The organism is Burkholderia sp. BKH01 (assembly GCF_025685725.1).
Taxonomy (GTDB): domain Bacteria; phylum Pseudomonadota; class Gammaproteobacteria; order Burkholderiales; family Burkholderiaceae; genus Burkholderia; species Burkholderia pyrrocinia_C.
In genome coordinates, this window is record NZ_JAOTQT010000005.1 from 107,217 (window position 1) to 120,981 (window position 13,765).

General features: G+C 68.5%; 13 protein-coding genes and 1 pseudogene. 6 read left to right on the forward strand and 8 right to left on the reverse strand.

All coding sequences use genetic code 11. The annotated features are described in order from the left end of the window. Positions 1 to 34: 34 nt before the first annotated feature. On the forward strand, positions 35 to 670 hold the full coding sequence (locus tag OEJ37_RS10375) for an isochorismatase family cysteine hydrolase (RefSeq protein WP_174417472.1): 636 nt from the start codon (positions 35 to 37) through the stop codon (positions 668 to 670). A 236-nt stretch (positions 671 to 906) separates the two neighbouring features. Here the strand turns inward: OEJ37_RS10375 and OEJ37_RS10380 are convergent, their stop codons facing one another. The 3 genes from OEJ37_RS10380 to OEJ37_RS10390 all read right to left on the reverse strand — a co-directional run bounded on the left by OEJ37_RS10380 (position 907) and on the right by OEJ37_RS10390 (position 3,966). Then, positions 907 to 1,638 (reverse strand): ribonuclease T2, encoded by a 732-nt coding sequence (locus OEJ37_RS10380; protein WP_175918407.1) that lies wholly within the window; start codon positions 1,636 to 1,638, stop codon positions 907 to 909. A gap of 252 nt (positions 1,639 to 1,890) precedes the next feature. After that, positions 1,891 to 2,469 (reverse strand): hypothetical protein, encoded by a 579-nt coding sequence (locus OEJ37_RS10385; RefSeq protein ID WP_263344209.1) that lies wholly within the window; start codon positions 2,467 to 2,469, stop codon positions 1,891 to 1,893. Positions 2,470 to 2,562: 93 nt separating this feature from the next. Further along, positions 2,563 to 3,966, reverse strand: coding sequence for an HdeD family acid-resistance protein (locus tag OEJ37_RS10390; RefSeq protein ID WP_263344210.1), 1,404 nt, complete (start codon positions 3,964 to 3,966; stop codon positions 2,563 to 2,565). A gap of 363 nt (positions 3,967 to 4,329) precedes the next feature. Between OEJ37_RS10390 and OEJ37_RS10395 the strand changes: the two genes are divergently transcribed. The 4 genes and pseudogenes from OEJ37_RS10395 to OEJ37_RS34915 form a co-directional block, all read left to right on the forward strand. Then, complete coding sequence (locus OEJ37_RS10395) at positions 4,330 to 4,968, forward strand: hypothetical protein (RefSeq protein WP_175918410.1); 639 nt, start codon at positions 4,330 to 4,332, stop codon at positions 4,966 to 4,968. Positions 4,969 to 5,051: 83 nt separating this feature from the next. Continuing rightward, positions 5,052 to 5,609, forward strand: a complete 558-nt coding sequence (locus OEJ37_RS10400) for a helix-turn-helix domain-containing protein (protein WP_175918411.1) — start codon at positions 5,052 to 5,054, stop codon at positions 5,607 to 5,609. Positions 5,610 to 5,688: 79 nt separating this feature from the next. Further along, positions 5,689 to 6,384 carry an HD domain-containing protein gene (locus OEJ37_RS10405; protein WP_411859254.1) on the forward strand — a complete coding sequence of 232 codons (696 nt, stop codon included), beginning with the start codon at positions 5,689 to 5,691 and terminating at the stop codon, positions 6,382 to 6,384. Further along, a pseudogene (locus OEJ37_RS34915) lies at positions 6,363 to 6,533 on the forward strand (efflux transporter periplasmic adaptor subunit); the annotation flags it as partial. The gene OEJ37_RS10405 and the pseudogene OEJ37_RS34915, both read left to right, overlap by 22 nt. Positions 6,534 to 6,620: 87 nt before the next feature. Here the strand turns inward: OEJ37_RS34915 and OEJ37_RS10415 are convergent. Continuing rightward, entirely contained in the window at positions 6,621 to 8,159 is a 1,539-nt protein-coding gene (locus tag OEJ37_RS10415) for an MFS transporter (RefSeq protein WP_263344212.1), read from the reverse strand. Between the two features lie 178 nt (positions 8,160 to 8,337). Here OEJ37_RS10415 and OEJ37_RS10420 point away from each other — a divergent pair, with 178 nt between their 5' ends. Continuing rightward, positions 8,338 to 9,267, forward strand: a complete 930-nt coding sequence (locus tag OEJ37_RS10420; RefSeq protein WP_263344213.1) for a LysR family transcriptional regulator — start codon at positions 8,338 to 8,340, stop codon at positions 9,265 to 9,267. A gap of 30 nt (positions 9,268 to 9,297) precedes the next feature. On the opposite strand, the gene OEJ37_RS10425 is transcribed toward OEJ37_RS10420, so the two are convergent. From OEJ37_RS10425 to OEJ37_RS10440, 4 genes are read right to left on the reverse strand one after another with little or no spacing between them, the layout of a single operon-like run. Next, complete coding sequence (locus tag OEJ37_RS10425; protein ID WP_174417479.1) at positions 9,298 to 10,437, reverse strand: enoyl-CoA hydratase/isomerase family protein; 1,140 nt, start codon at positions 10,435 to 10,437, stop codon at positions 9,298 to 9,300. Further along, positions 10,434 to 11,225, reverse strand: a complete 792-nt coding sequence (locus OEJ37_RS10430; protein WP_263344389.1) for an enoyl-CoA hydratase — start codon at positions 11,223 to 11,225, stop codon at positions 10,434 to 10,436. Before OEJ37_RS10430 ends, OEJ37_RS10425 begins: the two co-directional genes overlap by 4 nt. Then, positions 11,225 to 12,124, reverse strand: coding sequence for a 3-hydroxyisobutyrate dehydrogenase (mmsB, locus tag OEJ37_RS10435; protein ID WP_096473716.1), 900 nt, complete (start codon positions 12,122 to 12,124; stop codon positions 11,225 to 11,227). Before mmsB ends, OEJ37_RS10430 begins: the two co-directional genes overlap by 1 nt. An 18-nt stretch (positions 12,125 to 12,142) precedes the next feature. Then, positions 12,143 to 13,672 carry a CoA-acylating methylmalonate-semialdehyde dehydrogenase gene (locus tag OEJ37_RS10440; protein WP_263344214.1) on the reverse strand — a complete coding sequence of 510 codons (1,530 nt, stop codon included), beginning with the start codon at positions 13,670 to 13,672 and terminating at the stop codon, positions 12,143 to 12,145. Between the last annotated feature and the right edge of the window lie 93 nt (positions 13,673 to 13,765).

The window sequence follows — 13,765 nt, forward strand, 5'->3', positions numbered from 1 at the left end:
ACCCCGCAGCGGTTACTGGAGGAGAACATCACGCATGAATCCGGACAACGTATCGAATGTCGCAATGGCAGCCCACGCGAACCCCGGCGGCAGCGCTTCCGCACCGGTTCCCGCCATCAATCCGTCGCAAACCGCGCTGCTCGTCATGCATTACCAGACCGACATCCTCGGGCTCTTTCCGTCGGTCGCGCCCGAATTGCTCGCCAATACGCGCCGGCTCTGCGACGCGGCGCGGGCCGGCGGCATCGGCGTCTGGTTCGCCAATCTCCGGTTCAGCCCCGGTTATCCGGAAGTCAGCCCGCGCAACAAGAACGGCCAAGGCATCAAGCAGCTTGGCCTGTTCGTCGACGACGGCACGTGCCCGGAGCTGGCGCGGCAGCCCGACGAACCGCTGATCGTCGCGCATCGCGCGAGCGTGTTCTTCGGCACCGATCTGCAGGCACGGCTGGTCGCGCAAGGCGTCGATTCGCTGATCATGGTCGGCATCGCGTCGACCGGCGTGATGCTGTCGTCGATCGCCTACGCGAGTGACGCGGACTTCCGCCTGTATACGGTCAAGGACTGCTGCTACGACCCGGACCCGATCGTCCACGAGCATTTGTTCTCCACCGCCTTCGAGTCGCGCACGACGGTGTTGTCGCTCGCGGATGCATTGCGGCTGCTCGGATAGCGGACCCGGCTGTTCGTCGCGTGGAGCGCGCTGCTGGCTGTACTGACCACCGACCAGCATCGCATCGCGGATGCCGCACGGAGCGTGCGCCGTAGCATGCGCAGCCCGACACGCCCGACGACCACGAGCACCCGTTCGACGCGACGGAACCGGCGCGGCTGCTGTGGTCCGGCATCCCGCCGAAGCCGCAACCGGCGACGACGTGCGCGATATCACGCACGTCGACTACCTTCCCCTTACTTCGCGATATACACCCCCGACGTCGGACACGTGCCCTGCGTATTGCCATCCGTCACGAGCGACGCAGCGCTCGGAAACTGCGTGGTCGCATTCGTCTTCACAGCGATCCACGCTTCGGTGAAATAGCTGACGCCATTCGTCTTCGTGCATTTCAGCGACACCGCGCTGCGCGTATTGCTGCCGAACGCGCCTTCGAACGCGGACAGCAACTGGTTACGCGTGACCGTACTGCCCGCGTTCGCCTGCAGGAATGCGTTGAACGACGTGTTACCGAGCCGGCTGATCATGCCGGACGCCTGGTTCCAGTACGCATCGGGCGACGCCGAGTTCGAGCAGGTGCCGTGCTTGAACCACTCGTGCTTGTCGAGGCACGACGCAACACCCGGCATGTACGTCGACAACGTGTTGCGGGTCGCGCTGCTGATCGGGTAGGCATCCATGCTGCACCACTGGTGCGCGTTGTCGAGGTCGACGTCGTTCTGCGGCACGCCGCAGTAGAACGGCTGGTTGCCGTCGTACCGGTTCGGCCACAGGCCATGCAGCGACAGGCTCGTCGCCGCATACGAGCCGGCGAGGTTCGTGCATTCGGGCGTGTCGTGCGACGCGCAGAAGCCGGGCTCCCACGAGGCTGCAAGCAACAGGTAGTCGTAGCTGGTCTGCGCGGTGGCGGGCAGCGAGGCGGAAGCGACGGCGAGTGCGGCAACGGCGCGGGCGAGCGTCTTGAGCATGGCGTTTCCTCGGAAAAGGCTTGCGGTCGCGGGATGCGCCGCAAGATTGTCGAATGTCTGCCCGCGATTGTTGCGGCCGCAACGTGGCACGAATGTGAAGGTGGACGAATTATGTGCGGTGGCGCGGGCACGCACCGTCATGTCGCGCGGAACCGTCGCGAAAAGCAGGCGCGGGCGCAGCCGCTCGTGCCGTGCCCTGCCCGATCCCGCACACGGCCGACGCGTGCCGCCACTCCGGCGGCACGCCGTCGTTCACGATCCTGCACCCAGCTGCGTGCATGCGCGCGCAACCGATTCGGGGCCTTCGAGCACGAGGATCTGCCACACGCCGATGCTGACGCGCCGGCGCGCCGCCGTCGACGCATCCGCCAGCAACGCCTCGACGCGCGGCGCGGCATCCGGCGCCTGCAGCTTCAGCGCCGCGTGATGCCGCGCGCGCGACGCCGGCTCTGATTCGTACACGTCGCACAGGCGCACCATGCCGGCGAGGCCGGCCACGTCATCGTCCTTGTCGATCGCACCCGGCTCGACCGGCGCGAGCCCGTTGCGCTCCTCCTCCGGCAGCTTGCTGCGGGCGCCTTCGTCGATCGACGTGGCGGACGCCGGCGGCAGCCCGCCCATCGCTGCGACGATCCGGCTGCCTGAGGCGATCATGTCGCCCTGGCACGCGATCTTCTCGGTGGCCGCGACTTTCGAGCAGAACGACACCGAAATTCGGTACACGTCGTTGCTCATGCGCGGCACTTCGTCCGCGCTCGCTTGCGCGAGGCCGGCGCTTGCCAGCGCCAGCGCGGCGGGAATCAGGACGCGGAAAACGCTCGTCTCGTTCATTGTTGTTTATCCGTGGGTTCTTATGACGGGCAACATCGCCGGGCCGCACGGTGGCAGCCCTGCGGCGCCGGGCCCTCGTCCGGCGCCACGCGATCACTTCATCGACGCAGCCTCCGATCCGCCGGACGACAGCGCCGCGCTGTCCTGCTCGCGCCACGCGCGGCGCGACGCCACGATCGCCTTCACCGCCGAGCGCGCGACCTTCCACCACGCGAACGGCCGCGGGTCGGCAAGCATGCTGAGCGCGCGCGCATAGTCGAGCGTGAGGCCGGGCGTCCACGCCATCGTCACCGCGCGCTTGCGGATCTGTGCGGCGACCCACAGCTCGGGCGTGAGCAGCAATCGGACGAACGCGCCCCACCCGGCCCGCGTGCCCTTCAGCCGCCACACCGCGCCGTCGAGCGCGGCTTCGAGTGCGTTCGACACGGTGCTCGAGCAGTTGCGGTGCGTGAGGTTGTACGTCACGTTCTGCCGGTATGCCGACCAGAACGCGTCGAGCTTCGCCGGATCGTAGTTGCGGATGCGCACACGCACGGTCGACGGGCACCACGCCTTCGACTCGGTCGCATAGTCGGGCTGGAACAGGCCCGGCACGTCGTTTTCGCGCGTGGCGCGCAGGATGCGCGTGAATTCGTCCGGAGAACGATCGATTTCGACGCCCGGATACAGGCTGATATAGATGCCCTCGGGCGACTCCAGCGCCGCGTGCCCGGTCGAGATCACGCCGTTGACGTCCACCGCCGCGATATAGCGGTCGATCACCGGATAGCGCTGCGCTTCGGCCTTCGACGTACCGGTAGGCGTCCATACGTGCACGGTGAGCGCGCGCTCGCCGTCGGCCGGCGGGCCGTCCCATTCGGACTGCGCGAAACTCGGCTGGCTGCGCGCATCGTCGAGGTCGGGCGCGAGCGCCGGCGCGGGCGACGTCGCGAACGCGGGATTGCGCGTGAGCCGCCGCACGCGTGCGGCGAGGCTCAGCATGTGCATCCCGCCGAATATCAGCAGCAGGCCGAGGCAGTACGGCACGGTGCCCACGTAATGCGTCGGGTACGGCTGGAAGAAGAAGATCGCCAGCAGGATCTCGACGATACCCCACGCGAACGCGACGTTCCAGCGGCGGTAGCGCACCATCCATGCGGACGTGCACTGCAGCAGCCCGTCGACGAGGAACAGCGTGCCGAAGATCATCGACAGCAGGAAATGGCCATGGTGATGGCCAGCGAATACGAGCCCCGCGGCCACCACGACCACGATCCCCTTCACGTAGCGCAGGATGCGCTGCCCGCCGACGCCGCTGCCGGCCACCGCGAGCGTCGCGAGCCCCTCGATCAGGAACAGCCACGCGAACAGCTCGATCGGGAAATGCAGCGCGCCGTCGAGCGCGTCGACGAAGATGACGACGCCCGCGACGACCCACAGCCAGCCCAGCACGGTCAGCCCGCGCCAACGGGTTCGCAGGTATTCGATGCCCAGCAGCAGCAAGACCAGTCGTACCATCGCGCCCTCGTGTCATTTTTCGGGAAACACGCGGCCTCGCGTTTCCCATTATGTCGACCGTGCGTCGTGCGACGCGCCGGTCGGAAAGCGGCAATCGTTGCCGGCGCGTCATGCCATCGGCATGACCGATGGCGGCCGGCACGCGCCGCTCTGGCCGAATAATAAGATATGGCGGAGTCGGGTGAAAGCCTGACGCAAACGTTTTCGGCAGGCACGGGCGTCCCGGCGCGCCGCCGGATGCGGTGCGATCGACAACGCTGCCATGGCAGATTTCCCGTTCGACAACACGCGGCGGATACGCCAGAATCCAGCTTCCGAGGGCGAAAGCCACTGAACCGAACCGCACCAGACGGGACAACAAGAATGAGCATATCGATCACGCGCCGGCGCCTGCTGGCCGCCGGCATGGCCGCGAGCAGCCTCGCGCTGTCGGGCTGTTTCACGCCGAAGCTGTACAAGGACGACGCATACAGCGAACACGTGTCCGGATTCATGATTACCGAGGACGGCAACAAACTGGTCGTCCTCGGCGCGCGCTACCACTACATCTTCGATCTGCCGGCCCAATTGCGGCCGGTACTGCAGTCCGGCTACCGGAAATCGCTGCGCACGACGTTTGCGGGCTTTCATGCGAGCGGCGGCAGCGTCACCGGCCACTACCGGATCGTGTTGCCGAAGGACGCGTCGGAAGACGATCGACAGGCAGCCGCCGCCGACGGATTCGCCGCCGCGCCGGCCGGTCTCGTGCTCGAAGGCGACATCGACGGCAAGCGCTATTCGACGGAAGGCTTCGCCGCGCAGGACAAGGCGGCCGCGCAGCCGTTCAACCGGCCGTACTCGGTTTACATCAAGGAGTCGCCATCCGTTGTCGGCATGGGTCTGCGGATTCTCGCCACGCCGATCACGGTTGCCGCCGACGGCGTGCTTGTGCTGGGCGGCATCGTGCTCGTGCCGTTCGCGGCCATCGCAATCCAGGCAAGCGGCGGCATCCGGATCATGTAAAGGCGCGCGCGGCGCCCCTGCAGGCGGGTGGCAGCAGCCCGCGACACGCGAGCGCACACAACGACCGCAACCGGAGCATCGCCATGATCGCCTCGCCACTACACACGCCACCGCTCGGCCCGCAACTCAAGCGCTGGCGCGCACTGCACCGCGTGAAGCAAAGCCACGCCGCGGAACTGTTCGGCGTCGCGCAATCGACGATCTCGCGCTGGGAGGCCGGCATCCAGCAGATGTCGCCCGACGAGCGCGCGACGGCCGAGCGGCTGCTCGCCGCGCGCCTCGATTCCGCGGGCGACCACGCGCTCGCGCGGCTCATCGCGGGCAGCGCGGGCCGCATGCATCTCGTGTGCGACCTCACGCACCGCCTGCTCGCCAGTTCGCCGGCGCGCGCGGCCGAGTTCTCGCAGCCGCTTTCGATGCTGCTCGGCACGTCGCTGTGGCGCTACGCGACGCCGGAGATCGTCCGCATGGAAGCCGCGCTCGACACGCTCGGCTGGCACGACCGCGCGGGGCCGCCGAGCGTCGAATTCGACACCGGCGCGAATGCGTCGCGCGTCGTGCCGATCCGTGGCAGCACGTGCCGGTGGACGCGGATGACGCTGTCGGACGGTTCGGCCGCGCGGCTCGTCGAAACGCTCTAGCGCATCGCGCATATTTCATGCGTGGACGAATCGCGCGCGGCCGCCTTACGCTTGGCGGCTCATCGCAAGGACTCCGACCATGAACCCCGACACGATCCACGCACGACTCGATTTCCTGCGCGAAGCCGAACGCCTGAAGGACGTGCTGCGCAGCGGCCACACGTCGGCCGGGCGCGCGGAAAGCACGGCCGAGCATAGCTGGCGGCTGTGCCTGATGGCGCTCGTGTTCGCCGACGCGCTGCCCGGCATCGATACGCTGAAGCTGCTGAAACTGTGCGTCGTCCACGATCTCGGCGAGGCGCTGCACGGCGACATTCCCGCGATCGAACAGGCCGCGCACCCGGACAAAAGCGCGCACGAACGCGACGACCTGCTGACGCTGACGGCGTCGCTCGATCGCACGCTGCGCGACGAGATCGTCGCGCTGTGGGATGAATACGAGGCAGCCGCGACGCCGGAAGCACGCGCGGCAAAGGCGCTCGACAAGCTCGAGACGATCCTGCAGCACAACCAGGGCAGCAATCCGCCCGATTTCGACTACGCGTTCAATCTCGGCTACGGTCGGCGCTATACCGACGCCGCGCCGCTGTTCAGCGCGATCCGCGATATCGTCGACGCCGATACGCAACGCCGGATCGACGCGGGCGGGCCTTCGCTCGCCGCTTTCACATATCGCAACAAGGACACCGCCCGGCCGCACGCATCGCCGGCACCCGCTTCATCCTCGCCGCATTCTCATGACTCGGAAGACACATCGCCGCCGGCGTCGCGCTGAAGGCCTGCGCGCCCGACAAGCATCCGCAGTACCTGTCCGCGCCCGTCACGCGTGGCGATCTCGAGAACGCGGTGCTCGCGACCGGCGCGCTGCAGGCGTTCAAGCAGGTCGACGTTGGCGCGCAAAGCGCCGACGAGCTGACACGCCTGAACCGCCTCAACAACCAGATGACGCTGTATCGCGCGCTCGGCGGCGGCACGTCCTGACCCGCGTGCCGACGCAACGGGCCGGCCGTGTCACTCGCACACGGGCGCCCTGCGCCGCGCCGGCGCGAACGCCACCGCGCTCGCGGTCGCGAGCACGGCCACGCCCGCCGCGCCGTACACCATCACCCAGCCGAACCCGTGCACGAGCGCCGCGTGCAGCGCCGCGCCGCTCGAGTCGGCCTGCGCGAGCGCCGGTGCGATCTGCTGCAGCCCGTCGGTGCGGCCCGACGCGATCTCCTGCGCGAGCCGGCGCAGCGCCGCATCGCCGATCGCGCCCGAAGCGCCGCCCTTCAGGCTCGCGACGATCCCAGCGACCAGCACGAAGCCCATCGCCGCGATGTTCAGCGCGAGCGAGATCATCCGCGCGCTCATGTCGATGCCCGACGCCATCCCGGCCCGCGAACTCGGCACCGCGCCCGTCGTCGTGTTGGTGACCGGCGTGTTAGTGAGCCCGAGCCCGATGCCGGCGATCACGCAGCCGGGCAACATCGTGAGCCAGCTCGCATGGTCGGCCGCGCTGCCGAGCCACATCAGCACGAAACCGGCCGCGATCGTGAACAGGCCGCCCGGAATCACGACGCCCGGCCCGTAGCGCAGCGCGAGCCGTTCGCCGAACGGCGGCGCGACCAGCGTCGGCAGCGTGTACGCAAGCAATGCGACGCCGGCCGTCACGCTGTCGTAGCCGAGCGCGACCTGGAACCAGATCGGCAGGTAGATCATGAACGGCCAGAAGCTGAAGTTCATCCCCATCGAGCCGAAGATCGCGCCGGTGAACGCGCGGATCCGGAACACCGAGAAATCGAACATCGGCCGCGCGCTGGCGCGTTCCGCGACGAAGAAGCCCGCGAGCGCCAGCACGGTCGCGCCGAGCACGCCGAGGCCGGCCGCACTCGTCAGCCCGAGCTCCGCGCTCTGCGTGATGTAGAACGCGAGGCCAAGCACCGCGAGCGACAGCGTGACGATGCCCGCGACGTCGAGCGTGCCCGCATGCGGATCGCGCGACTCCCGCACCGCGCCGCCGATCAACACGAGCGCGACGGCCGCGAGCGGCGCATGGACGAGGAACACCCACGGCCAGCTCGCCAGCGCGACGATCGCGCCGCCGACGATCGGCCCGAAGCCGAGCCCGATGCCAAACACGATCCCCCAGATCCCGAACGCACGGCCGCGCTCGCGGCCCTCGCGGAACTGATGCGACAGCACGGCGATCTGGCAGATCAGCATCGCGCCGCCGCTGGCGCCCTGCAGCAGCCGGCCCGCGACGAGCACCGGCACGTTCGGCGCAAGCCCGCACAGCAGCGACGTCGCGCCGAACAGCACGGTGCCGATCACGTACACGCGCTTGCGGCCGAACCGGTCCGCGAGCGTGCCGGCCGCCATCAGCACCGTCGTACACGCGATCGTGTACGCGTTCATGATCCACTGCATGCCGTTGAAATCGCCACGCAGCACGTGTTCGAGCGTCGGCAGGATCACCGGCACGCTCGAGATTTCGAGGCCGAACATCAGCGACGTGAGACAGACGGCCGCGAGCGCGACCGCATTCCTGCGGGAGTCGGATAGCGTCATGCGTATTGCGCCGCGGCCCGGCAACAGGCCGCGCGCCTCCAGGTGAGAAGGGTTCGCCGCGCGCGGCCGGCGACGCACGCTGAACGGGAATCGGTACTATAGTGAGAATTTCCCTCCCCATTGACGCACGCTTTTCTCCAAACTGGGGAATTGCAGGACTCAATCAGCACAACCAGCCATGACCGACAGACTCGACGGCGTGACGACCTTCGTCCAGGTGGTGGAATCGGGCAGTTTCGCGCTCGCCGCGGAGCGGCTCGACATGACGCGCTCGGCCGTCGGCAAGGCGGTCGCGCGGCTCGAGAAGCGGCTCGGCGCGCGGCTGTTGCAGCGCACGACGCGCAGCCAGAGCCTGACCGACGATGGCCAGGCGTACTACGACCGCTGCGTGCGCGCGCTCGCGGAACTGGAAGCGGCGGAAGCCGATCTCGACTGCGGCCGCAACGAGGCGCGCGGCAAGCTGCGGCTGAGCGTGCCGCTCGCGTTCGGGCATCACTGCGTGACGCCGATCGTGCTCGACCTCGCGCGCACCTATCCGCATCTGCGGATCGACGTGTCGATCACCGATCGTTTCGTCGATCTCGTCGAGGAAGGCATCGATCTCGCGGTGCGGATCGGCACGCTCGCGGACAGCACGAGCCTCGCGGTGCGCCGGCTCGGCACGCAATACGGCAGCCTCGGCGCGGCGCCGTCGTATCTCGCGCGCTACGGGATGCCGAAGTCGCTCGACGATCTGAAGCACCACCGGACCATCGCGTATTCACGCTCGGGCGTGCCGCAGCCGTGGGACCTGCGCGCGCCGGACGGCTCGACGATGCGCGTCGACATGCAGCACCAGTTGAGTTTCGACGACGTGCAGGCGATCGCGGCGGCCGGTGCGTCGGGGTTCGGGATCGCGTGGCTGCCGAGCTGGCTGCTGGATTACTACGTGCAGCGCGGCGAAATGGCGGTCGTGCTCGACCGCTGCTTCGTGTGCGAAGGCGACATTCACGCGATCTGGCCGAAGACACACTACCTGCCGCGCAAGACCCGCTGCGTGATCGACGCGCTCGTGCAGGCGATTCCGCCGATGATCGAGCGCCGCGATGAGTTCAACGAAATGAAATGACACCGACGCGCCGCACGGCGCGTCGGGCCGTCACGCGGCGCCGAGATCGGCGAGCGGATGCGCGAACAGCTTCCACGGCGACGTCAGGAAATGCCGCACGCGTTCGGCACGCACCTCGACGAGCGATGCGGGCGCCCAGCGCGGCTTGCGATCCTTGTCGACGAGATGCGCGCGCACGCCTTCGCAGAAATCGCCGTCCTCGATCGCGCGCGCGACGATGCCGAGCTCCATCCGGAACGATTCGGCAAGCGTCATCTGCCGGCCGCGCAGCAGCGCCTCGCGCGTCACCTGCAGCATCGTCGGCGAATGGCCGGCGAGCGCATCGAGCGTCGCCTGCAGCCATTGACGGTGCTCGCGCGTCAGCTCGTCGCGTGCGAGCTCGTGCGTCAGCGTCGCGACGATCCGCTCGACGGTCGAACGCTTGTCGAAGTGACGAACGATCCACGGCATCTGGCTGTCGAGCGCCGCATGCGGCACGACGTTGCACGGCGGTTCGAACACCTTGCGCAGCGCCGGCAGCACGTCGCCGTCCCACTTGACGCTTTCGATGCGCGTCTCGAACGTGTCGAGCCACGCGGACGGCACGCACAGGTCCGCGAGCTTCGCGGTCAGCGCGTCGGCGCCCGACAGCATCGCGCCGGTCAGCCCCACGTACAGCTCGAGTTCGACCGGCATGCGCGACAGAAAATGCGTCGCGCCGACGTCGGGCACGAGGCCGATGCGCGTTTCCGGCATCGCGATCTTGCTGCGCTCGGTCGCGACGCGCAGCGCCGCGCCTTGCGCGAGGCCCATGCCGCCGCCCATCGTCACGCCGTCCATCAGCGCGACCACCGGCTTCGGGAACGTGTGGATCGCATGGTCGAGCCGGTATTCGTCGACGAAGAACGGCAGCCAGGTGTCGCGCTGCGCGACCATCCGGTACAGCGCGCGCACGTCGCCGCCCGCGCAGAAGCCCTTCTCGCCCGCGCCGCGCAGCACGATCGCGACGATCTGGTCGTCGTGACGGCAGCGCTCGAAGAGCGCGGCCAGCTCGCCGATCATCGCGTACGACAGCGCGTTGAGCGCGGCCGGACGGTTCAGCGTGATCAGCGCCACGCGGTTCACCACGCGGAACAGCACCTCGGGCGCGGCCTCCGCGAACGCGTCGTGATGGGTGACCGGTGTGCTCATCGTTGCTGCTCTCCGTCGGTATTCCATTGCGGCGCGCGCTTGCCGAGAAACGCGGCCACGCCTTCGCGCGGATCGTTCGTGTCGAACAGGTCGACGAAGCGTTCTCGCTCGACCGCGAGCGCCGCGCTGCGCGGCACGCCACGGCGCGCGAGGCCGATCAGCTCCTTGCTGTATGCAACCGCGTGCGGGCTCTGCCGCGCGACGTTGCGCGCGAGCGCCAGCGCCGCGTCGCGTGCGGCCCCGCTCTCGACCACGTCTTCGACGAGGCCGATCCTGAGCGCCGTCGCCGCGTCGACGCGCGCGCCGGTCAGGATGATCTTCTTCGCCCAGCCCTCGCCGACGAGCCAGGGCAGCGTCTGCGTGCCGAGCCCGCACGGCAGCAGGCCGACCGACGGCTCGGGCAGCGCCATCTGCGCATGCGTCTCGGCGATCCGCAGGTCGCACGCGAGCGCGCATTCGAGGCCGCCACCCATCGCGTAACCGTTGATCGCCGCGATCGTCACGACGCGCGCATCGTGCAGCGCCTCGAACGCCGCGCCGAAGCGCGACGCCATCGCGCGCGCGATGGCGCGGTCGCCGTCGGCGAACGTGTTGAGGTCGGCGCCCGCGCTGAAGAACTTCGGGCCGTCGCCCGTGATCACCAGCGCGCGCACGCGCGGGTTCGCATTCAGTTCGGCGACGGTTTCCTGCAGTTGCTGCAGCCCGTCGGCGGTAAAGGCGTTCGCGGGCGGACGCTTGAGCGTCGCGCACGCGATCGCGCCGTCGTCGACGTAGTCCAGTTCGATCATCACGCGTCCTTCTTCGTTGCCGGTTGATACAGGCGGATCACCGCCGAGAAATCGAGCTGCCCGTCGCCGCGGCTGCTCATCGTCTGGTACAGCTGCTGCGCGAGCGCGCCGAGATAGACGGGCTGGCGCGCCTGCTTCGCCGCGTCGTTCGCGAGGCCGAGATCCTTCAGCATCAGGTCGGTGCCGAAGCCGCCCGAGTAGCCGCGCGACGACGGCGCGGTGTCGATCACGCCCGGGTACGGGTTGTACGTGTCCGAGCTCCAGCAGCGGCCGGTCGACGTGTTGACGATGCCGGCCAGCACCTTCGGGTCGATGCCGAGCGCGACGCCGAGCGACATCGCTTCCGACACGGCCGCCATCGAGATGCCGAGCACGAGGTTGTTGCAGACCTTCGCGACCTGCCCCATGCCCGTCGCGCCGCAGTGGACGATGTTCTTGCCCATGCCGGCGAGCACGGGTTTCACGCGCTCGAAATCGGCATCGCTGCCGCCGACCATGAAGGTCAGCGTGCCGGCCGCCGCGCCGCCGGTGCCGCCCGATACCGGCGCATCGACGAACGCGCCGCCGTGCTCGCGCACCAGCGCGCCGAATGCCTGCGCGCTCGCCGGGTCGATCGTGCTCGAATCGATCACGGTCGCGCCCGCGTCGAGGCCGGCCAGCACGCCGTTCTCGCCGGAGAGCACCGAGCGCACGTGCGGCGCGGCCGGCAGCATCGTGATCACGAACGTCGCGCCCGACGCGGCGTCGCGCGGCGACGCGGCAACCTGCGCGCCTGCATCCTGCAGCGCGCGCAATGCATCGGCGCTCAGGTCGAACGCGTGCACTTCATGGCCGGCCTTCAACAGGTTCAGCGCCATCGGCGCACCCATGTGGCCCAGGCCGATAAATCCGATTTTCATGGTCGTGTCCTCCGCCGCTCAATGCAGCCGAATCGTCGTATTCACAGGGCCGGCCGTCGTGTCGTCGTCGAACCAGCGCGCGGTGACCGTCTTCGTCTGCGTGTAGAACTGCACGACCTGCTTGCCGTACGGGCCGAGGTCGCCGAGCTTCGAGCCGCGCGAACCGGTGAAGCTGAAGAACGGCACCGGCACCGGAATCGGGATGTTGATGCCGACCTGGCCGATGTCGATCTCGCTCTGGAACTTGCGCGCGGCCGCGCCGCTTTGCGTGAACAGCCCGACGCCGTTGCCGAACGGGTTCGCGTTGACGAGCGCGATCGCGTCGTCGAGCGTATCGGCTTCGAGCACGACGAGCACCGGGCCGAAGATTTCATGCGTGTAGATCGACATGTCGGTATTCACGCCCGAGAAGATCGTCGGGCCGATGAAGTTGCCGCTTTCGTAGCCGGCCACCTTCACGTCGCGGCCGTCGAGCTCGAGCTTCGCGCCTTCGTTCACGCCTTCTTCGATCAGCGACAGGATGCGCTCCTTCGCGGCCTTCGACACGACCGGGCCGACGTCGGTGCCGGCTTCCGCGCCCGCATTCACCTTCAGAAGCTTCGCCTTTGCGACGAGATCGGGCAGCCAGTCGCGCGCCTGGCCGACGAGCACCGCGACCGACGTCGCCATGCAGCGCTGCCCCGCCGCGCCGAAGCCGGCGCCGACGAGCGCGTTGATCGTCTGCTCGCGGTTCGCATCGGGCAACACCACCGCGTGGTTCTTCGCGCCCATCATCGACTGCACGCGCTTGCCGTGCGCGCTGCCGAGCTTGTACACGTGCGTGCCGACCGTGGTCGAGCCGACGAACGAGATCGCTTTCACGAGCGGATGCGTGCAGATCGCGTCGACGACTTCCTTGCCGCCGTGCACGACGTTCAGTACACCTTTCGGTACGCCGGCCTCGAGCGCGAGCTGGACGAGCTCCATCGTCGACATCGGGTCCTGCTCGGACGGCTTCAGCACGAACGTGTTGCCGCACACGATCGCCATCGGGAACATCCACAGCGGAATCATCGCGGGGAAGTTGAACGGCGTGATGCCCGCGCACACGCCGAGCGGCTGGCGCAGCGTGTAGGTGTCGACGCCGCCCGCGACGTTCTCCGCGAATTCGCCGAGCTGCAGCGAACCGATCGAGCAGGCATGCTCGACCACTTCGAGGCCGCGGAAGATGTCGCCTTCGGCATCGGGAATCGTCTTGCCCTGCTCGGCCGTCAGCGTCTTCGCGATGCGCTGCTGGTTCGTGCGCACGAGATCCTGGAACTTCAGCATGATGCGCATGCGCGTGGCGATCGGCGTGTTCTTCCACGTCGCATACGCGGCGTGCGCGGCCTGCACGGCCGCGTCGACTTCCGCGACGGTCGCGAACGGCACGCGCGCGAGCACCTGCTGAGTGGCCGGGTTGACGATGTCGCGCCACTCGTTCGTGGCGGACTCGACGAAGGCGCCGTCGATCAGCAGCTTGACCGTCGGCACGTCTTGCCCCTTCTGGGGCGTCGGATTCGCGTTCATCGATCGTTTCTCCTTGCAGAGGGCCGCAAAGCGCAATCCCGCCGCGCGGCCGGTTCAATTCGGCTGCGGGCGGCGGCCGCGGAATGCGGCGCG